Source organism: Streptococcus sp. HMSC067A03 (genome assembly GCF_001814295.1).
Classification (GTDB): domain Bacteria; phylum Bacillota; class Bacilli; order Lactobacillales; family Streptococcaceae; genus Streptococcus; species Streptococcus constellatus.
Genome location: NZ_KV815662.1, coordinates 1 through 17912, shown reverse-complemented (window position 1 = coordinate 17912; position 17912 = coordinate 1). Strand labels below are relative to the sequence as shown.

Below are 17912 nucleotides of genomic sequence, written 5' to 3'. Positions count from 1 at the left end.
TGAGGAGAACTAATTTCTTTGAAACCGCGACTTACTCACTCTTTTTTGCGATAGGATAAGAAAGATGTGAATCACCACATCATCCTTTCATCGATATTATATTTAGAAAGTGTGGTGGCCATGCTCCAACAACTTGTTAATGGTCTAATTTTAGGGAGCGTCTATGCTTTGCTTGCTCTCGGCTATACCATGGTTTATGGAATTATCAAACTCATCAATTTCGCTCATGGAGATATTTACATGATGGGTGCTTTTATAGGGTATTTCTTGATAAATTCCCTTCATCTTAATTTTTTCCTTGCCTTAATCTTGGCAATGATTGGGACAGCGGCTTTAGGTGTACTAGTCGAATTTTTAGCTTATCGCCCGTTGAGAAATTCGACTCGAATTGCAGCTTTGATTACTGCAATTGGTGTTTCGTTTTTCTTGGAGTACGTGATGGTGTATTTTGTAGGAGCCAATACTCGTTCGTTCCCCCAAGTGATTGAAACGGTTCGTTATAGTTTTGGACCGATTAGTCTCACCAATATCCAATTAATGATTTTGGCTGTTTCCCTAATTTTAATGGTGTTGTTACAAGTCATCGTTCAAAAAACAAAAATGGGGAAAGCCATGCGGGCAGTTTCGGTCGATAGCGATGCGGCGCAACTAATGGGAATTAATGTCAATCGTACGATTAGTTTCACTTTTGCTTTGGGCTCGGCTTTGGCAGGAGCGGCAGGTGTGCTCATTGCGCTTTATTATAATTCCCTTGAACCATTGATGGGAATGACTCCAGGGCTGAAATCGTTTGTTGCCGCAGTTCTTGGTGGGATTGGCATTATCCCTGGAGCAGCATTAGGAGGCTTTGTCATTGGTTTGTTAGAAACCTTTGCAACAGCTTTTGGTATGTCAGATTTCCGTGATGCGATTGTGTATGGTATTTTAATCTTAATTTTACTCGTTCGTCCTGCAGGGATTCTTGGTAAGAATGTGAAAGAGAAGGTGTAAGCTATGAAGAAGAATTTAAAAATAAATATTTTATGGTTTGTTCTCCTTCTTGCTGGGTATGGGTTGATTACCTTGCTTGCTAGTGCAGGAGTTTTGAATGATTTTTATCTACAAATCTTACAACAAATTGGTATTAACATCATTTTGGCAGTAGGTTTAAATTTGATTGTCGGATTTTCAGGTCAATTTTCTCTGGGACATGCTGGATTTATGGCAATTGGTGCCTATGCAGCTGCGATTATTGGCTCGAAATCAGCTACTTATCCGGCCTTTTTTGCAGCTATGGTATTAGGAGCGTTGATTGCAGGAGCAGTAGCTTTGATTGTCGGGATTCCTACTCTTCGCTTGAAAGGTGATTATTTAGCGATTGCAACGCTTGGGGTCTCTGAAATCATTCGCATTTTAATCATTAACGGTGGTGATTTGACCAACGGAGCTGCGGGTATCTTGGGTATTCCTGCCTTTACCAATTGGCAAATGGTATATTTCTTTGTAGTTATTACAACTATTTTGACCATCAATTTTTTACGGAGCCCAATTGGACGAGCAACCTTATCAGTTCGTGAAGATGAAATTGCGGCAGAATCTGTAGGAGTCAACACTACTAAAATTAAAGTGGTTGCGTTTGTCTTCGGAGCTATAACAGCTAGTATTGCAGGCTCACTTCAGGCGGGATTTATTGGTTCTGTTGTGCCGAAAGATTATACCTTCATCAATAGTATCAATGTCTTGATTATCGTGGTCTTTGGTGGTCTTGGTTCTATGACAGGTACTATTGTTGCAGCAATTCTCTTAGGTATCTTAAACATGGTGCTACAAAATGTGGCAAGTATTCGTATGATTATTTACTCTCTTGCTTTGATTTTGGTGATGATTTTCCGACCAGGTGGACTTCTTGGTACTTGGGAATTGAACTTCTCACGCTTCTTTAAAAACGATAAGGAGGTCAACTAATGGCGCTTCTTGATGTAAAAAATCTAACAAAAAATTTCGGCGGGCTGACCGCTGTGGGTGATGTAACCTTAGAGCTGAATGATGGGGAATTAGTTGGTCTCATTGGTCCAAACGGTGCAGGGAAAACAACGTTGTTCAACTTGTTAACGGGTGTTTATGAACCAAGTGAGGGAAGTGTGACTTTGGATGGCCATTTGATCAATGGTAAAGCTCCTTATAAGATTGCTTCGTTAGGGCTTAGTCGCACATTCCAAAATATTCGATTATTTAAGGATTTGACAGTGCTAGATAATGTCCTGATTGCTTTTGGAAATCATCACAAAGCACATGTCTTTGCTAGCTTCTTTCGTTTGCCAGCTTTCTATAAAAATGAGGCAGAATTGCGTGAGAAAGCTCTCAAATTACTGAAAATTTTTGACTTAGACGGAGAAGCAGAGACTCTTGCTAAAAATTTAGCTTACGGACAGCAGCGGCGGTTGGAAATTGTGCGTGCTCTAGCAACAGAACCCAAAATTCTCTTTTTAGATGAGCCTGCTGCGGGAATGAATCCGCAGGAAACAGCAGAATTGACAGAGTTAATCCGTCGTATTAAAAATGAATTTCAAATCACAATTATGTTGATTGAGCACGATATGAGCCTCGTCATGGAAGTAACTGAGCGAATCTATGTATTAGAATATGGTCGGTTGATTGCACATGGGACTCCTGATGAGATTAAAAATGATAAACGTGTTATCGAAGCTTATCTGGGAGGTGGAGCCTAATGTCTATGCTAAAAGTTGAGAATCTTTCTGTCCATTATGGCATGATTCAGGCAGTCCGAGATGTCAGTTTTGAAGTCAATGAAGGAGAAGTTGTTTCTCTTATTGGTGCAAATGGTGCTGGAAAAACGACGATTCTTCGGACAATTTCAGGACTGGTTCGTCCAAGTTCAGGAAAAATTGAGTTTTTAGGAAATGAAATTCAAAAAGTTCCTGCTCAGAAAATTGTGGCGGCAGGACTGTCTCAAGTACCAGAAGGACGCCATGTATTCTCAGGTTTGACCGTTATGGAAAATCTGGAAATGGGTGCCTTTCTGAAAACAAATCGTGATGAAAATCAAGCAAATCTAAAGAAAGTTTTTTCACGTTTTCCACGTTTGGAAGAGCGTAAGAATCAAGATGCTGCAACTCTTTCTGGAGGTGAGCAGCAGATGCTTGCCATGGGACGGGCTCTCATGTCTACTCCTAAACTCTTGCTTTTAGATGAGCCCTCAATGGGATTGGCTCCTCTTTTCATCCAAGAAATTTTTGATATTATTCAAGATATTCAAAAGCAAGGCACAACTGTCTTATTGATTGAGCAAAATGCTAATAAAGCGCTCTCGATTGCTGACCGTGGCTACGTTTTAGAAACAGGAAACATTGTTTTGTCTGGCACAGGAAAAGAATTGCTCGCTTCTGATGAAGTTCGCAAAGCTTATCTTGGTGGGTGAAACGAGGACAAAAAGAAGTGGTTTTCTGCTTCTTTTTTATTCACTAATTTATTATTGGAAAGCGGAACAATGACTTTGAAAGCGTTTGAAATAAGCTGAAAAATACAGTATAATAGAACTGAAAAATCAGAGATAAAGGAGATTTCCATGGCAGTTAAAGATTTTATGACACGAAAAGTGGTGTACATTAGTCCAGACACGACGGTAGCACATGCTGCTGATATTATGCGTGAGCAGGGATTGCATCGACTTCCTGTGATTGAAAATGACCAATTGGTCGGTTTGGTGACTGAAGGAACGATTGCAGAAGCAAGTCCTTCAAAAGCAACAAGTTTGTCTATTTATGAGATGAATTATTTGTTAAACAAGACCAAAATCAAAGATGTCATGATTCGTGATGTGGTGACAGTGTCGCAATTCGCTAGCTTGGAAGATGCAACTTATTTAATGTTAAAAAACAAGATTGGAATTTTACCAGTTGTGGATAACCAACAAGTTTATGGTGTCATTACAGATCGTGATGTTTTTAGAGCCTTTCTGGAAATTGCTGGCTATGGAGAAGAAGGCATTCGTGTCCGCTTCATTACAGAAGATGAAGTCGGTGTGTTGGAAAAAATTGTGCATTTAATTGTTGAAGAAAATCTTAATATCTCTAATGCTGTCAATATTCCACGAAAAGATGGGAAAGTTGTTATTGAAGTGCAAATCGATGGCGATATTGATTTGCTAGCTTTGAAAGCAAAATTTGAAGATAAAGACATTCAGGTTGAGGATATAACCCGTACTTCAGCAAAAGCTTTATAACAAAATAAAAACGCATGGAATCAGTAAAAACTAGTAGCATGCGTTTTTTTATAGTTATTATCTTTGAAGTGGTTGTTTATTAGCATCTAGAGTAAAGCCTTCACCCAGGATTTCATGAGCATCTGTAATCGTAATAAAGGCACGTGGATCAACACTATGAATCACATTTTTCATCGTTTGCATTTCGTTCCGTCCAACGACACAGTAAATGAGTTTTAAGTTGTTTTCACTATAGTAACCTTGTCCATTGATGAAAGTAACTCCGCGGCTTAAATCTTCATCGATTTTCTTTGCTAACTCTTCTGGATGATTTGTGATCACCATAAATCCTTTACCAGCATAACCGCCTTCACTAATCAAGTCAATCACTCGTGAAGCGATAAAGACAAAAATCAAGGTATAAGTCACTAGGCGAACATCTTTAAAAACAAGTACAGTGAAAATAAGGACGCAGAAGTCTACAGTAAACATCAATTTTCCCATGGAGATGTTCGTATACTTGTTAGCGATTCTAGCAATGATGTCCGTACCACCAGTGGTGCCACCAGCATTGAAAACAATTCCCAGTCCAACGCCAGCAATAACCCCTGTTAGGAGCGCTACAATTACGAGATCGCCTTCAAGGTTAATCACGAAAGGAATTTTCTCAAAGATAGTCAGCCAACCAGAGACTGCAAAGGTTCCTAAGATGCTAGAGTATAATAGCCGTGAGCCAAAGACTTTCCAGGCAATGATGAAAAGAGGAATGTTGATGATGAGATTCATCAGTGAAACGGGAATTTTAAGTAAATAGTATGTGATGAGAGTCACCCCAGTCGCGCCCCCTTCATACAAATGATTTGGAATAATCAGATAATTGATGGCGAAAGCAAAAATTCCAGCTCCTAGAATAATCGTCAGATAGTTTTTAAACTTAGACATGATAACCTCCTAATAGTTTCTGCACACTCTATTGTATCAAATCTTGAAAGCTTATGTACAATTTTGAAACTAATTTTTAAAGTTTTTTTGTCGGTGATTTTTCTTTCTTTTTTTGATAAAATAGAGAATAGAAAAATTAGAAATGAGTTACTATGTCAAAAGGAATGTTCATCTCTTTAGAGGGACCAGATGGTGCAGGGAAATCAAGTGTTTTAGAAGCTTTGATTCCTATTTTAGAAACAAAAGGGCAGGCGTTTATCACAACGCGAGAACCTGGTGGAGTAGCGGTTGCTGAAAAAATCCGTGATATTATTTTAGATCCTAAGCATACAGAAATCGATGAAAAAACAGAATTGCTACTTTATATTGCTAGCCGCAGGCAGCATTTGGTAGAGCGCATCGTACCAGCCTTGAACCGCGGTGAGCTTGTGTTAGTAGATCGTTTTATTGATAGTTCTGTTGCTTATCAAGGATTTGGTCGCGGGCTTAAGGTAGCAGACATTGACTGGCTAAATAATTTTGCGACAGACGGTTTGAAGCCAGATTTGACTCTTTATTTTGATATTGAAGCAGAAGAAGGCTTAGCCCGCATCGCTAAGAGTAAGGATAGGAGAGCAGATCGTTTAGATCAAGAAAGTGTGGAATGGCATAAACGAGTCCGTGAAGGATATTTATCTATTCTTGAAAAAGAGCCAAATCGTATGAAAAGGATTGACGCCAGTCAGCCACTTGAAAAAGTAATTTCCGATACGGTAGCAGTGCTAGCAGAGCATGTTGAGAGTCTAAAATGAAAATAGAAGAATTAGCTCAGTTACAGCCAGTCTTGTTTGAGCGTTTTGAAGAAATTTTAAGACAGGATCGTCTAAATCATGCTTATCTGTTTACAGGAGCTTTCGGTAGTTTTGAGATGGCTCAATGTTTAGCACAGAGTTTATTTTGTACCAATAAAAATGGTGTCTTACCCTGTGGTGAATGTCGAAATTGCTGCTTGATTGAGGCAGAGGATTTTTCAGATGTGACGGTTGTTCGACCAATCAATAATATTATAAAGACAGAGCGAGTCAGAGAATTGGTACGCAATTTTTCGCAGTCTGGATTTGAGAGCAACAAGCAAGTTTTTATCATTTGTGACGCAGAAAAAATGCATGTCAATGCGGCTAATTCACTGCTGAAAGTGATTGAAGAGCCGCAAAGTGAAGTGTATATTTTTTTACTGACGGCAGATGAAAACCTTATTTTGCCGACCATTAAAAGTCGAGCGCAGCGATTTTATTTTCCGAAAAATAGTCCTTATTTACTAGAGAAATTAGAACAAGCTGGAGTGATGAAGACGCAAGCAGAATTGTTGACGGTTTACAGTCAGACGGAAGAAGAAGCTATGCGTTTGGCAGCTAGTTCATCATTTTTTGAACTAGTTAATGAATGTGAATGTTTTGTATCTTTTTGCTTGAATCAAAAAGCAATCGCCTATTTGCAGGTTGCGAAGTTAGCTGGTCTGGCTGATGATAAGGAAAAGCAAGGACAGGCTTTGAAGGTGCTGGAAATTTTATTTGCTAAAGAGATGGAAACAGAGTGTGGACGCTATTATTTAGACGGTATATTTACAGCGAGGAAAATGTGGCAAGCAAATGTTAGTTTTCAAAATGCACTCGAATATATGGTGTTACAAGAAAGAATCTGATGTGCTGTATTAGCATAGGAAAATGGTAGTGGGGATGAATAAAAAAGAATTATTTGATGCGCTGGATGAATTTTCTCAAAATCTGCTTGTGACTTTGGCAGAAGTAGAGGCAATTAAGAAAAATCTGAAAGGCGTAGTAGAAGAAAACGTAGCGCTTCGTTTGGAAAATGATAAATTACGAGAGCGATTGGGCCAAGTGGAGCATACAACAACACCAAAAACAAAAAGAAATCGCGATAATCTGCGCAAGTTGTATGAAGATGGTTTTCATGTCTGTACGGATTTTTATGGTCAACGCCGTGAAAATGATGCAGAATGCATGTTTTGTGACGAGTTGCTGTTTAGGGAGTAAGCATGCAGATTCAAAAAAGTTTTAAAGATCAGTCGCCTTATGGGAAGCTTTATCTAGTGGCTACTCCGATTGGGAACATGGATGATATGAGTATCCGTATGGTGAATACTCTGAAAGAAGTCAATTTCATTGCAGCAGAAGATACTAGAAACACTGGTCTTTTGCTTAGACATTTTGACATTGCGACGAAGCAGATTAGCTTTCACGAGCATAATGCCAAAGAAAAAATTCCTGATTTGATTCGTTTGCTGAAAAGCGGGCAGGATATTGCTCAGGTTTCGGATGCCGGCTTACCTAGTATTTCTGATCCAGGGCATGATTTAGTCAAGGCTGCTATTGCTGAGGGAATCGCAGTAGTAACTGTGCCTGGACCGAGTGCGGGAATTTCAGCATTGATAGCAAGCGGTCTAGCTCCGCAACCTCATGTTTTTTATGGATTTTTGCCACGCAAGGCTGGACAACAGAAAGAATTTTTTGAAAGTAAGAAATCTTATCCTGAAACTCAGATTTTTTATGAATCTCCTCATCGGGTCAAAGCTACTTTAGAAAATATGCTCAGTATCTATGGGGATCGTTCTGTAGTACTAGTACGGGAATTAACTAAGATTTATGAGGAATACCAGCGTGGATGGATTTCCGAAGTGATAAATTCTGTTTCGGGAAATCCACTCAAAGGAGAATGCTTGTTAATCGTAGAAGGTTTTAAGGAAGAAGAGGTTGAACAGTCAGAAGCGGATTTGTTGGTAGAGATTGAACAGTTAGTAGCAGCGGGGACAAAGAAAAATCAGGCTATCAAACAAGTGGCAAAAAAATACGGTTTGAATAAAAGTTCGCTTTATGCACGGTACCATGAACAAGCGAAATAGTGAGAAAAATCATGATTTTTTACAAACAAATGTATCTCTCTCCTTTAGGAGAAATGTCTCTTGTTGCTAATGAATCAGGTCTTGTTGGAGTTTGGTTTTTACAGCAGAAATATTTTGAACATGGTTTAGAAGAAGGAAACCTGCTTCTGGAAAAAAATGATGTTTTGAAAGAAACGGAACTTTTGCTAGAACACTATTTTAGCGGAGATTGTCCAGATTTTTCGAGTCTTCCTTTAGCTTCTGTTGGGACAAATTTTCAACAACAAGTTTGGGCTTATCTGCAAACTATTCCTTACGGAGAAACAGTTACTTATGGTCAGATAGCAAAGAAGTTAGGTAATCGTTCTGCGCAGGCTGTTGGCGGTGCTGTAGGTAGAAATCCTTTTTCTATCATCGTTCCTTGTCATCGGGTGCTAGGCAGTCAAGGACAACTAACTGGCTATGCTGGGGGGCTGGACAAGAAACGGTGGCTTTTGGAGCATGAGGGCGTTGAGCTTAACGAGAAAGCTTTAGATAAATGATAAATGGAGGAGAAAATATGTTACGATTTATTGAATATCCAAAATGTTCGACCTGTCGCAAAGCTAAAACTGAATTAAACCAATTGGGTTTGGACTTTGAAGCAGTAGATATTGTCAAAGAAACACCGAGTAAAGAGGAGATTCTAACTTGGATTGAAAATTCTGATTTGAGCCTTAAATCTTTCTTCAATACTAGCGGACTCAAATACCGTGAGTTAGGTTTGAAAGACAAACTATCAGGATTGTCAATTGAGGAAGCCGCAGATCTTCTAGCAGCAGACGGCATGCTCATCAAGCGTCCGATCTTAGAAAAAGATGGGAAAATCCTGCAAATAGGCTACCGTACAGAGTATGCGACATTAGATTTATAGAATAAAAAGGAAGTGAGATGACGAAATGGATTTCTTTGAAACCATGACGGTTGTCCCACTTTTTTAAGCTCTACATTTTGGTATCATTGGCGTTCATGTTATAATATTTTTAATAAACAAAGGGAAAGGGAAAAAATGGTTTTATCAAAAAAACGTGCACGAAAGGTGATTGAGGAGATAATTGCCCTATTTCCAGATGCCAAGCCCAGCCTAAATTTTAGAAATCATTTTGAACTGCTGGTAGCGGTCATATTGTCAGCTCAAACAACAGATGCAGCGGTTAATACGGTTACACCAACCCTTTTTAAAGCTTATCCGACTCCATTAGAAATGGCTGCGGCGTCAGAAAGCGAAATTGCTAGCTATATCGCTCGTCTGGGACTGTATCGTAATAAAGCTAAATTTTTGAAAAAGTGTGCTCAGCAATTGCTCGATGACTTTGATGGTCAAGTTCCTCATACATGGGAAGAATTAGAAAGTTTGGCTGGTGTAGGGCGTAAAACAGCGAATGTGGTCATGAGTGTTGGATTTGGTATTCCTGCTTTTGCAGTGGATACCCATGTGGAGCGAATCTGCAAACACCATGATATTGTCAAAAAGTCAGCTACCCCGCTAGACGTTGAACAACGAGTGATGGAAGTTTTACCAAAAAGTGAATGGTTGCCTGCACATCAGGCTATGATTTGCTTTGGACGCGAAATTTGCCATCCTAGAAATCCTAAATGCGATCAATATCCGCAGTTGTACCATTTTGATTGAAAAAAAAGAGGAGAAACCTCTTTTTTTATAACTCAATTTCCAATACAATTGGTGTGTGGTCTTGCCTTGTACCTGAGTCAATCATTTCTGACTTGGTTACTTTATCTGCAATTCGATTGCTGGTCAGCCAGTAATCAATTCTCCAGCCACTGTTATTGATTTTGCTGGTCTTGCTGCGTTGTGCCCACCAGCTATAAACATTTGGAATATCGCCGTGAATGTAACGGAAAGTATCAGTAAAACCACGATTTAACAGATTGGTAAATCCAGATCGTTCTTCATCTGTAAATCCAGGTGAGCGACGGTTGCTAGAAGGATGAGCGAGGTCAATCTCATTGTGGGCCACATTGTAGTCCCCTGTTGCAAGGACAGGTTTTTCTATGTCTAAAGCTGTTAGATAGTCAGCATATTTTTTGTCCCAGATTTGTCGTTCTTCTAAACGTTTTAAACCATCACCTGCATTGGGAGTATAGACTTGTGTGACAAAGAATTTTTCAAACTCAAGGGTAATAATACGCCCTTCGGCATCCATAGTAGAAGGTGCACCGATTTCTGGGAAAGTTATTTTTGGAGATAGATTCTCTTTGTATAAAAACATAGTTCCAGCATAACCTTTACGTGCAGGTTCTATAGAAGAGCGCCATGTAGTTTCATAATGTGGGAATAATTCATCCAAAACTTTTAGATGTTTTTTAGTTGGTCCGTTAGCAGATAATTTAGTTTCCTGAATGGCGATAATATCCGCCTTTTCTGCCTGAAGCGTCTGAAGAACAGCCTGAGAGAGCTGAGCGCGGGCAGAATCACTGGTCAGGGCAGCGTTGAGGGAGTCAATATTCCAAGAGATGAGTTTCATAAGGGTACCTTTTCTAGACTTATTTTTTTCTATTTTACCAAAAAAAGGCTAAGCAGGCGAGTTTTGGGTTTGTCATTTTCTTTGTTACCATAGGAATGGAATGATCTTTGTAGTGACTTGATTTTTGTATTCTTGATAGCCTTCTAGATTCTTTTCTAAGAAAGCCTCTTCTCCTTTTATGCGCTGGTTGATAATAGGAAGATAAAGAAGCATGACAAGGAAAGCTAAAAGTGAACCTAAAATGAGCGGAATGCTCAGAAACAGGCCAAGGGTTGCTAGATACATAGGATGTCTGACGATTCCGTAAAGCCCAGTTGAAATGACGTTTTGCTGGTCTTGAACATCAATAATTCTAAATAAATGGTTATTTTCTCGCAGAACTTCAGCATAGAGGAGATAGGATGCTAGAAAAATGAAACTTGCACACCATGTGATTAGGCTGGGGACTTGAAACCAAGAGAAACGATAGTCTAAACCAGCTAAGATAAAGGTAGCAAGAAAGAGTAAAGAACTCAAAAAAATGATCTGCTTTTGTTCCTTTTCTTTCTCTTTCATTTCCAGTCTTTTTCTGAGGAGGTCAGGTTTATAAAGGAACAGAAGAATTCCAATCAAGAGCATTGGTAGAAAGACCAATCCCACGAGAAGCCAGCCCTTCCAAAAGTCTAAACTTCCTGCTGGTATAAAAATGAGCAAAATCAAAAACATAAGACCAGACAGGTATTTTAGAATAACTTGGCTAATAAGATGTGTTTTCATTTTTAGCCCTCCTTTGCTCCATTATACTAAAAATCTGTGTAAAAATTCACTCGGAAGGCATCGATTCCTAAAAATTATTTGCAAAAATTCACTCGAAGAGCATCAAATACAAAAATTTATTTGTAAAAATTAGCTAGAAAGGCACAAATTCCATAGATTTACTTGTGAACGAGTTGTCGAATGGGAATAATTCAAAAGATTTATAGGTAAAAAGTTCGTCGAAAAGCGTGACTTCCCATAAATTATTGTCAAAAAGTTCGTCGAGAGACTGACTAAAAGCGGTTATCCTGACATTTCTAATATTTTTATCGCAGAGTAAGAAAGCGGCATTTTATTTATGTTTACTATAGGTGACTATCTTTTCGCAAACCCCGTGAAATATGATATAATGAGGTGTTATCAAAAAAGGTTTCATTCGCCTTGAAAGGATTAAAAAATGACTGAAAAACAACCATTTTATATTACGACACCGATTTATTACCCATCTGGCAAGCTCCATATAGGGAGTGCTTATACGACCGTTGCTTGTGATGTCCTCGCTCGTTACAAGCGTCTCATGGGGTATGATGTTTTTTATTTAACAGGGCTTGATGAGCACGGTCAAAAGATTCAACAAAAAGCAGAAGAAGCGGCCATAACTCCTCAGAAATATGTGGATGGAATGGCAGAAGAAGTAAAAGAACTCTGGGAATTGTTGGATATCTCTTATGATCAATTTATCCGCACAACTGATGACTACCATGAAAAAGTTGTGGCAGATGTCTTTGAACGTCTCTTAGCTCAAGATGATATTTACTTGGGTGAATATTCAGGCTGGTACTCTGTTTCTGATGAAGAATTTTTCACTGAAAGTCAGTTAGAAGAAGTTTTCCGTGATGAAACTGGCAAGGTTATCGGAGGAATTGCTCCATCAGGTCACGAAGTTGAATGGGTGTCAGAAGAATCTTACTTCTTGCGTTTGGGTAAGTACGCTGACCGTTTGGTAGATTTTTTCCATGCTCATCCTGATTTTATCCAGCCAGATGGTCGTATGAATGAAATTATCAAGAACTTTATTGAGCCCGGTTTGGAAGATTTAGCAGTTTCGCGTACCTCATTTACGTGGGGCGTTAAAGTACCTTCAAATCCTAAGCATGTGGTTTACGTATGGATTGATGCCCTTCTCAACTATGCAACAGCTCTTGGTTATGCTCAAGATGACCATGCCAACTTTGATAAGTTCTGGAATGGTACAGTCTTCCACATGGTTGGGAAAGACATTCTGCGCTTCCACTCTATTTATTGGCCAATCATGCTCATGATGTTAGACTTGAAATTACCAGAACGTCTGATTGCTCATGGTTGGTTTGTCATGAAGGACGGCAAGATGTCTAAGTCTAAAGGAAATGTCGTTTACCCAGAAATGTTGGTAGAGCGCTTTGGACTTGATCCGCTTCGCTATTATCTCATGCGTAGTCTTCCAGTAGGTTCTGATGGCACTTTTACGCCAGAAGATTATGTTGGTCGTATCAACTATGAACTTGCCAATGACCTCGGTAACCTCCTCAACCGCACGGTTGCCATGATTAACAAGTATTTTGAAGGTGAAGTTCCAGTTTATGTGGAAAATGTGACGGACTTCGATGCTGATTTGGCAGCAGTAGTTGCTGATAATTTGGCACAATACCACAAACAAATGAATGCTGTGGATTATCCACGCGCCCTTGAAGCAGTTTGGAATATTATTTCTCGTACCAATAAATACATTGATGAGACAGCTCCGTGGGTATTGGCTAAGGATGAAGCTAAACGTGATGATTTAGCAGCGGTTATGGCGCATTTGGCAGCCAGCCTGCGCGTGGTGGCTCACCTCATTCAGCCATTTATGATGACCACATCAAATGCCATCATGGAACAGCTTGGTTTGGGGGCAGATTTTGACCTAGAAAATCTAAATTTAGCAGGACTGCCAACGGGTATTAAAGTAGTTGCCAAAGGGACACCAATCTTCCCACGTCTTGATATGGACGAAGAAATTGCCTATATCAAAGAGCAGATGGAAAGTGGCAAGCCAGCTATTAAGAAGGAATGGAAGCCAGAAGAAATAGAACTCACACTCAACCGTAAAGAAATCAAATTTGACGACTTTGATAAGCTGGAAATTCGTGTCGCAGAAGTCAAAGAAGTTTCTAAAGTGGAAGGGAGTGATAAATTACTCCAATTTCGCTTGGACGCCGGAGACACAGAAGATCGTCAAATCCTCTCTGGGATTGCTAAATACTATCCAAACGAACAAGAGTTAGTCGGTAAGAAAGTACAAATCGTAGCCAACCTCAAACCGCGCAAAATGATGGGACGTATCAGCCAAGGTATGCTCCTCTCAGCCGAATATGGGGACCAATTGACCCTTCTCACAGTAGACTCAAGCGTACCAAATGGTAGTTTGATTGGGTGATTTAGAAAGAATAATATTAGAATAAAAAATGAATGACGGTCTTACAAATGTGATTAGTCATTCATTTTTTGATTAAATTAGTTAAAGTACTATTCATCTTTATTTAAAAATGAAAGCCTCTCCGCCAGACTAGCCCAATTCCCTCGCATATCGGTCATAAAAGTGACTGGATTGGGTGTTTTAAAATCATCAATCCAAGTTTGGTAACGGATTGAAATGAGGAGTCGAGTTAAGCGGTTCAGCATTTCTTTTTCTTGTTCTGTTAGGGCATGGGCATTTTGGACAATAGTCAGTAATTTCTTGATACTGTTGGGCTGGAAAAATTCATCAATAGATGTAATTTGAGCGTCTAAAATGAGACCGAAAAAGACATCAAAGAAATCTTTTAGATCGTCATCTGGAACAGCATCCACCCATTCTTTTAGAGTTTTGTCTGTCTGAATGCTGTCTGGATTGAGCGTGTTAAGTAAAACAAAGTGCTTATTTTCAATCTGCCAAGAGAAAGTGTCATGCTGGGCAATTCCACCAATGGCTACGCTTTTAACAATGTGAGCTTGTTTAGGCGTTTCCAGCATCATTCCGACGATAGAGCCCTGCGGAATGTAGCGTTTGATTTTTGAAGCAATGCTTTGATATCCCTCTGTTTCAATAATCGTATGGTTTAATCCTGGAGCATCAAAACTGTAGATTTGCTTGATTCTATCTTGCAAAGCAGGCTCTACTTGGCTGCTAGCATAAGTCGCTAGATTGCCACCTTTGGAATGTCCGGTCAAGATAAAGGTGGCTTTTGGAAATGCCTTCATAACCTTTTGAACGTAGTGCACAGCAGTTTGCTGGGCAGGGACATGTTCCATATAAGTCATATGGAAATCTTCCTTCCAGCCGATAATGGAATCATCTGTTCCGCGAAAAGCAATGACATAGGTGTCTAAGTTAATTTTATAAACCATAGCGGCAAATTGCTTTTGCATCTCAAGATCAATATCGTTTACATACCCAAAGAGTTTGAGGTTTTTATATCGCTTCACTATAGCAGCCTGCGTCAAAAGCTTTAAGCGATGTTTGGTATTCATCAGGGAGTTTACTTCAGACATATATTGTGGTACATCAATTAAACGGATCGCTTTTTGTAGTTCAAGACTGTCCGTGACGATTGTATCGTAGTTTAAGTAAGTAATTTCGGTTAGGAGCAAAAAATCCAGCTCTGTAAAGGGCTGATCATAGATGTTATCGTATTGTATGTCTTCTAAATAGTTAAAAATATTTCCCATAGTCATTCTCTTTCGTAGATTTACTGTTAGTATAGCATATTTCATCAAGTCTTTGTTATAATAGAAAAAGAAAACAGAAGAGAGGGATAGCATGCACAAGATATTATTAGTGGAAGACGATGCCGTCATTCGTCAACAAGTCAAAAAAATGCTGGAACAATGGGGATTTGAGGTGATTGCTGTAGCGGATTTTATGCAGGTGCTGACGATTTTTGTCAAGGAAGAACCGCATCTAGTCCTGATGGATATTGGTCTACCGTTGTTTAATGGTTATCATTGGTGCCAAGAAATTCGCAAGATTTCTAAAGTGCCTATTATGTTTTTATCTTCACGTGATCAGGCGATGGATATTGTCATGGCGATTAACATGGGCGGAGATGATTTTGTCACCAAGCCATTTGACAATAATGTCTTGTTGGCTAAGGTTCAAGGACTCTTGCGTCGTTCGTATGAATTTGGGACAGATCAAAGTTTGTTGGAATACCATGGGGTTATTCTCAATCTCAAGTCCATGGATATGATGTATGATGGAGAAGTGATTGCGTTAACGAAAAATGAATTTCAAATTCTGCGTGTGCTATTTGAGCATTCTGGCAGTATTGTTTCGCGTGATGATCTCATGAAAGAACTGTGGAACAGTGATTTCTTTATTGATGACAATACCTTATCAGTCAATATCGCCCGTCTGCGCAAGAAATTAGAAGATGCTGGACTGAAAAGTTTTATTGAAACCAAGAAAGGAATTGGGTACGGATTGACGAATGAATTCTCAAAATAAATGGTTGTTTTTCAGATATTATCTGCGTTCGCGTCAATTTTCTTTTATTATTCTGCTGATATTTTATATGATATTATTTGTTTTTAGTCTACTGTATGATGATGCGCGAGCTGTATTGTACTATGTCATGTTGATGCTGTGTTTGCTTAGCATGATTGGTCTTGTGTTTGATATTGTTAAGCACTATCAAAACTTTCGACGAGCTGCTTTATATGGCGAGGGACAAGCAGATACACCTTTAGAAGCTCTGCTATTTTCCAAAATAGAAAAATTAGAGGATGAAAAAAAGGAGCTGAAAGCGCAGGAGCGAGTTAGGCAGAATGATTTGCTGGATTATTATACACTTTGGGTGCATCAGATAAAAACACCGATTGCTGCTAGTAAGCTTTTGGTGCAGGATTTGGGTGAGCAAACACTGAAAAAGCAGCTGGAGCAAGAAATTTTTAAAATCGATTCTTATACCAATCTGGTATTGCAATATTTGCGCTTGGAGAGTTTCCATGATGATTTGAGTGTCCAGAAAGAAAACATAGAGGAAATGGTCAAGGAAGTTGTCAAAAAATATGCCATTTTCTTTATTCAGCAAGGCTTAAGTTTGGACTTGCATGATTTGAAACAAACGATTATTACGGACAAAAAATGGTTTGTGGTGATTTTGGAGCAAATTCTCTCAAATAGTCTGAAATATACCAGTCAAGGTGGCATTGAGATTTATTTTAAAGATGATACGCTTTATCTGAAAGATACAGGTCTGGGCATTCAAAACAGTGATATTTTGCGCGTGTTTGAACGTGGTTTTTCTGGCTACAATGGTCGTTTGACTCAACAATCATCTGGCTTAGGTCTTTACCTGTCTAAGAAGATTGCGGACGAGTTAGGACATGAACTGCACTTGCAGTCGGTTGTAGGTGAAGGGACAACCGTCATGGTTACGTTTAAAGAGCAGAAACTGCTGTTTGAATAAGCAAACAATCTTACAAAACTGTAAGAAAAACCGATACAAATGAAAGGTTATGTTATGGTGGTAACCTTTCTTTTTTTGTATCATAGAGTTAGAAAATAAGTTCATATTTAGGAGAAACTAAAATGAAAACAAAAGGTTTAAATGCTTTTCAGCTAAAATTGTTAATGGCTTTTCTCATGGTCTTTGATCATCTGGATAAAATACCAGGTTTGTTATCGGGGGGATGGGCTGGTATTTTTCATGCTTTGACACGCTGTGTTGCGGCTTGGTTTGCTTTTGCAGCAGCGGAAGGTTTTATCTATACTCGCAGCCGTTTGCTTTACAATTTCCGTCTCTTTTCTTGGGCTGCTATTATGTTTATAGGAAATACAGTTATCAATTTTCTTTTCCAGGCAAAAAGCGTTCAGCTCAACAATAATATTTTCTTAACCTTGGCATGTGGCGTGCTTGTGCTCAATCTTTTTTTCGGCATTTCCAAGAGTAATCATACTTATCGAATGAAAGAAAATCCTATTCGTTTTCTTCTGGGGACTCTTGTTTTGCTGGCAGCTAGTTTCATAACGGAAGGTGGCCTGCCCTTGATTCCATTTATGCTGATTACGTATATCTGTCGAGAAAAGAAAAACTTACGAAATCTGCTGTATGGTATTTTAGCGCTTGCCCTATTTTGTATGAGCATTCAGATTTATCCGACATGGGTTACAACCCTCTCAATGATGCTTTATAATTCGGATTGGCTCTTTATTACAGTGCTGCCATTCATTTCGCTCTATAATGGTGAGCGCGGTCCTGTGACTAAGTGGAGTAAATATTTCTTTTATGTATTTTACCCTGCTCATCTCTGGTTGATTGCTCTGATTGCTTATCTAGTGCAAAAATGAATCTTACAAAAATGTAAGATAAAAGCAATAAATGAAAGATTAAGTTATGGATGAACACCACAAGATATCTTACAATAAACTTGTCAGAAAGAAGAAGGAGCAGAAGATGAGACGATTGAAAAAACAATTCAAAAGCAAAACTTCACAAGGTCAACCTAGTTTGAAAGAAATTGAACGAGCAGAATTTGGCTATGCAGTTCGTCAATCTGTTCAAACTCTCTACTTAGGATTTTAAAATAGATAGGAGAAAAACGATGACATTATTAGATGTTCAACATGTTA

The 17912-nt window shown here is 39.0% G+C and carries 21 protein-coding genes; 17 read left to right on the top strand and 4 right to left on the bottom strand.

Annotated elements, in window-relative coordinates:
• Window positions 1–120 precede the first annotated feature (120 nt).
• From HMPREF2963_RS06330 to HMPREF2963_RS06310, 5 genes are all read left to right on the top strand, one after another.
• Window positions 121–990, top strand: a complete 870-nt coding sequence (locus HMPREF2963_RS06330) for a branched-chain amino acid ABC transporter permease (RefSeq protein ID WP_070669233.1) — start codon at window positions 121–123, stop codon at window positions 988–990.
• 3 nt (window positions 991–993) lie between these two features.
• Window positions 994–1944, top strand: coding sequence for a branched-chain amino acid ABC transporter permease (locus HMPREF2963_RS06325; RefSeq protein WP_003078202.1), 951 nt, complete (start codon window positions 994–996; stop codon window positions 1942–1944).
• Entirely contained in the window at window positions 1944–2708 is a 765-nt protein-coding gene (locus tag HMPREF2963_RS06320; protein WP_070669232.1) for an ABC transporter ATP-binding protein, read from the top strand. Before HMPREF2963_RS06325 ends, HMPREF2963_RS06320 begins: the two co-directional genes overlap by 1 nt.
• A complete protein-coding gene (locus HMPREF2963_RS06315; RefSeq protein ID WP_003070044.1) occupies window positions 2708–3418 on the top strand; it encodes an ABC transporter ATP-binding protein in 711 nt (236 codons plus the stop codon). The genes HMPREF2963_RS06320 and HMPREF2963_RS06315 overlap by 1 nt, the downstream gene beginning before the upstream one ends.
• Before the next feature lie 147 nt (window positions 3419–3565).
• On the top strand, window positions 3566–4222 hold the full coding sequence (locus HMPREF2963_RS06310; RefSeq protein WP_006269836.1) for a CBS domain-containing protein: 657 nt from the start codon (window positions 3566–3568) through the stop codon (window positions 4220–4222).
• A 57-nt stretch (window positions 4223–4279) separates the two neighbouring features.
• Here the strand turns inward: HMPREF2963_RS06310 and HMPREF2963_RS06305 are convergent, their stop codons facing one another.
• On the bottom strand, window positions 4280–5143 hold the full coding sequence (locus tag HMPREF2963_RS06305) for a YitT family protein (RefSeq protein WP_048800515.1): 864 nt from the start codon (window positions 5141–5143) through the stop codon (window positions 4280–4282).
• A 152-nt stretch (window positions 5144–5295) separates the two neighbouring features.
• Between HMPREF2963_RS06305 and tmk the strand changes: the two genes are divergently transcribed.
• The 7 genes from tmk to nth all read left to right on the top strand — a co-directional run bounded on the left by tmk (window position 5296) and on the right by nth (window position 9693).
• Entirely contained in the window at window positions 5296–5934 is a 639-nt protein-coding gene (gene tmk, locus HMPREF2963_RS06300; protein WP_006269846.1) for a dTMP kinase, read from the top strand.
• On the top strand, window positions 5931–6824 hold the full coding sequence (locus HMPREF2963_RS06295; RefSeq protein WP_006269834.1) for a DNA polymerase III subunit delta': 894 nt from the start codon (window positions 5931–5933) through the stop codon (window positions 6822–6824). The genes tmk and HMPREF2963_RS06295 overlap by 4 nt, the downstream gene beginning before the upstream one ends.
• Before the next feature lie 34 nt (window positions 6825–6858).
• Window positions 6859–7176, top strand: a complete 318-nt coding sequence (yabA, locus tag HMPREF2963_RS06290) for a DNA replication initiation control protein YabA (protein WP_003025601.1) — start codon at window positions 6859–6861, stop codon at window positions 7174–7176.
• Window positions 7177–7178: 2 nt separating this feature from the next.
• Window positions 7179–8042: a 16S rRNA (cytidine(1402)-2'-O)-methyltransferase gene (gene rsmI, locus HMPREF2963_RS06285; RefSeq protein WP_006269835.1), complete on the top strand. Its 864-nt coding sequence runs from the start codon at window positions 7179–7181 to the stop codon at window positions 8040–8042.
• An 11-nt stretch (window positions 8043–8053) separates the two neighbouring features.
• Window positions 8054–8563, top strand: a complete 510-nt coding sequence (locus HMPREF2963_RS06280; protein WP_006269848.1) for a methylated-DNA--[protein]-cysteine S-methyltransferase — start codon at window positions 8054–8056, stop codon at window positions 8561–8563.
• A gap of 17 nt (window positions 8564–8580) precedes the next feature.
• On the top strand, window positions 8581–8934 hold the full coding sequence (locus HMPREF2963_RS06275; protein ID WP_003034329.1) for an arsenate reductase family protein: 354 nt from the start codon (window positions 8581–8583) through the stop codon (window positions 8932–8934).
• 135 nt (window positions 8935–9069) lie between these two features.
• Window positions 9070–9693, top strand: coding sequence for an endonuclease III (gene nth, locus HMPREF2963_RS06270; protein ID WP_070669231.1), 624 nt, complete (start codon window positions 9070–9072; stop codon window positions 9691–9693).
• A gap of 25 nt (window positions 9694–9718) precedes the next feature.
• On the opposite strand, the gene HMPREF2963_RS06265 is transcribed toward nth, so the two are convergent.
• Both HMPREF2963_RS06265 and HMPREF2963_RS06260 read right to left on the bottom strand, forming a co-directional pair.
• Window positions 9719–10546: an exodeoxyribonuclease III gene (locus HMPREF2963_RS06265; protein WP_070669230.1), complete on the bottom strand. Its 828-nt coding sequence runs from the start codon at window positions 10544–10546 to the stop codon at window positions 9719–9721.
• An 84-nt stretch (window positions 10547–10630) separates the two neighbouring features.
• On the bottom strand, window positions 10631–11302 hold the full coding sequence (locus tag HMPREF2963_RS06260; protein WP_070669229.1) for a methyltransferase family protein: 672 nt from the start codon (window positions 11300–11302) through the stop codon (window positions 10631–10633).
• 436 nt (window positions 11303–11738) lie between these two features.
• Here HMPREF2963_RS06260 and metG point away from each other — a divergent pair, with 436 nt between their 5' ends.
• Entirely contained in the window at window positions 11739–13736 is a 1998-nt protein-coding gene (metG, locus tag HMPREF2963_RS06255; RefSeq protein WP_070669228.1) for a methionine--tRNA ligase, read from the top strand.
• An 89-nt stretch (window positions 13737–13825) separates the two neighbouring features.
• Here the strand turns inward: metG and HMPREF2963_RS06250 are convergent, their stop codons facing one another.
• On the bottom strand, window positions 13826–15007 hold the full coding sequence (locus HMPREF2963_RS06250; protein WP_070669227.1) for a DUF2974 domain-containing protein: 1182 nt from the start codon (window positions 15005–15007) through the stop codon (window positions 13826–13828).
• Window positions 15008–15098: 91 nt separating this feature from the next.
• Here HMPREF2963_RS06250 and HMPREF2963_RS06245 point away from each other — a divergent pair, with 91 nt between their 5' ends.
• From HMPREF2963_RS06245 to HMPREF2963_RS09595, 4 genes are all read left to right on the top strand, one after another.
• Window positions 15099–15785, top strand: coding sequence for a response regulator transcription factor (locus HMPREF2963_RS06245; RefSeq protein WP_039676764.1), 687 nt, complete (start codon window positions 15099–15101; stop codon window positions 15783–15785).
• Window positions 15769–16749, top strand: a complete 981-nt coding sequence (locus HMPREF2963_RS06240) for a sensor histidine kinase (protein WP_070669226.1) — start codon at window positions 15769–15771, stop codon at window positions 16747–16749. The genes HMPREF2963_RS06245 and HMPREF2963_RS06240 overlap by 17 nt, the downstream gene beginning before the upstream one ends.
• A 122-nt stretch (window positions 16750–16871) precedes the next feature.
• Entirely contained in the window at window positions 16872–17630 is a 759-nt protein-coding gene (locus HMPREF2963_RS06235) for a TraX family protein (RefSeq protein ID WP_070669225.1), read from the top strand.
• 106 nt (window positions 17631–17736) lie between these two features.
• Entirely contained in the window at window positions 17737–17865 is a 129-nt protein-coding gene (locus HMPREF2963_RS09595; protein ID WP_006269833.1) for a hypothetical protein, read from the top strand.
• Window positions 17866–17912: the final 47 nt, after the last annotated feature.

Coding starts and splice junctions, on each gene's coding strand:
- HMPREF2963_RS06330 (WP_070669233.1), top strand. CDS start 121: ATGCTCCAACAACTTGTTAATGGTCTAATTTTAGGGAGCGTCTATGCT.
- HMPREF2963_RS06325 (WP_003078202.1), top strand. CDS start 994: ATGAAGAAGAATTTAAAAATAAATATTTTATGGTTTGTTCTCCTTCTT.
- HMPREF2963_RS06320 (WP_070669232.1), top strand. CDS start 1,944: ATGGCGCTTCTTGATGTAAAAAATCTAACAAAAAATTTCGGCGGGCTG.
- HMPREF2963_RS06315 (WP_003070044.1), top strand. CDS start 2,708: ATGTCTATGCTAAAAGTTGAGAATCTTTCTGTCCATTATGGCATGATT.
- HMPREF2963_RS06310 (WP_006269836.1), top strand. CDS start 3,566: ATGGCAGTTAAAGATTTTATGACACGAAAAGTGGTGTACATTAGTCCA.
- HMPREF2963_RS06305 (WP_048800515.1), bottom strand. CDS start 5,143: ATGTCTAAGTTTAAAAACTATCTGACGATTATTCTAGGAGCTGGAATT.
- tmk (WP_006269846.1), top strand. CDS start 5,296: ATGTCAAAAGGAATGTTCATCTCTTTAGAGGGACCAGATGGTGCAGGG.
- HMPREF2963_RS06295 (WP_006269834.1), top strand. CDS start 5,931: ATGAAAATAGAAGAATTAGCTCAGTTACAGCCAGTCTTGTTTGAGCGT.
- yabA (WP_003025601.1), top strand. CDS start 6,859: ATGAATAAAAAAGAATTATTTGATGCGCTGGATGAATTTTCTCAAAAT.
- rsmI (WP_006269835.1), top strand. CDS start 7,179: ATGCAGATTCAAAAAAGTTTTAAAGATCAGTCGCCTTATGGGAAGCTT.
- HMPREF2963_RS06280 (WP_006269848.1), top strand. CDS start 8,054: ATGATTTTTTACAAACAAATGTATCTCTCTCCTTTAGGAGAAATGTCT.
- HMPREF2963_RS06275 (WP_003034329.1), top strand. CDS start 8,581: ATGTTACGATTTATTGAATATCCAAAATGTTCGACCTGTCGCAAAGCT.
- nth (WP_070669231.1), top strand. CDS start 9,070: ATGGTTTTATCAAAAAAACGTGCACGAAAGGTGATTGAGGAGATAATT.
- HMPREF2963_RS06265 (WP_070669230.1), bottom strand. CDS start 10,546: ATGAAACTCATCTCTTGGAATATTGACTCCCTCAACGCTGCCCTGACC.
- HMPREF2963_RS06260 (WP_070669229.1), bottom strand. CDS start 11,302: ATGAAAACACATCTTATTAGCCAAGTTATTCTAAAATACCTGTCTGGT.
- metG (WP_070669228.1), top strand. CDS start 11,739: ATGACTGAAAAACAACCATTTTATATTACGACACCGATTTATTACCCA.
- HMPREF2963_RS06250 (WP_070669227.1), bottom strand. CDS start 15,007: ATGGGAAATATTTTTAACTATTTAGAAGACATACAATACGATAACATC.
- HMPREF2963_RS06245 (WP_039676764.1), top strand. CDS start 15,099: ATGCACAAGATATTATTAGTGGAAGACGATGCCGTCATTCGTCAACAA.
- HMPREF2963_RS06240 (WP_070669226.1), top strand. CDS start 15,769: ATGAATTCTCAAAATAAATGGTTGTTTTTCAGATATTATCTGCGTTCG.
- HMPREF2963_RS06235 (WP_070669225.1), top strand. CDS start 16,872: ATGAAAACAAAAGGTTTAAATGCTTTTCAGCTAAAATTGTTAATGGCT.
- HMPREF2963_RS09595 (WP_006269833.1), top strand. CDS start 17,737: ATGAGACGATTGAAAAAACAATTCAAAAGCAAAACTTCACAAGGTCAA.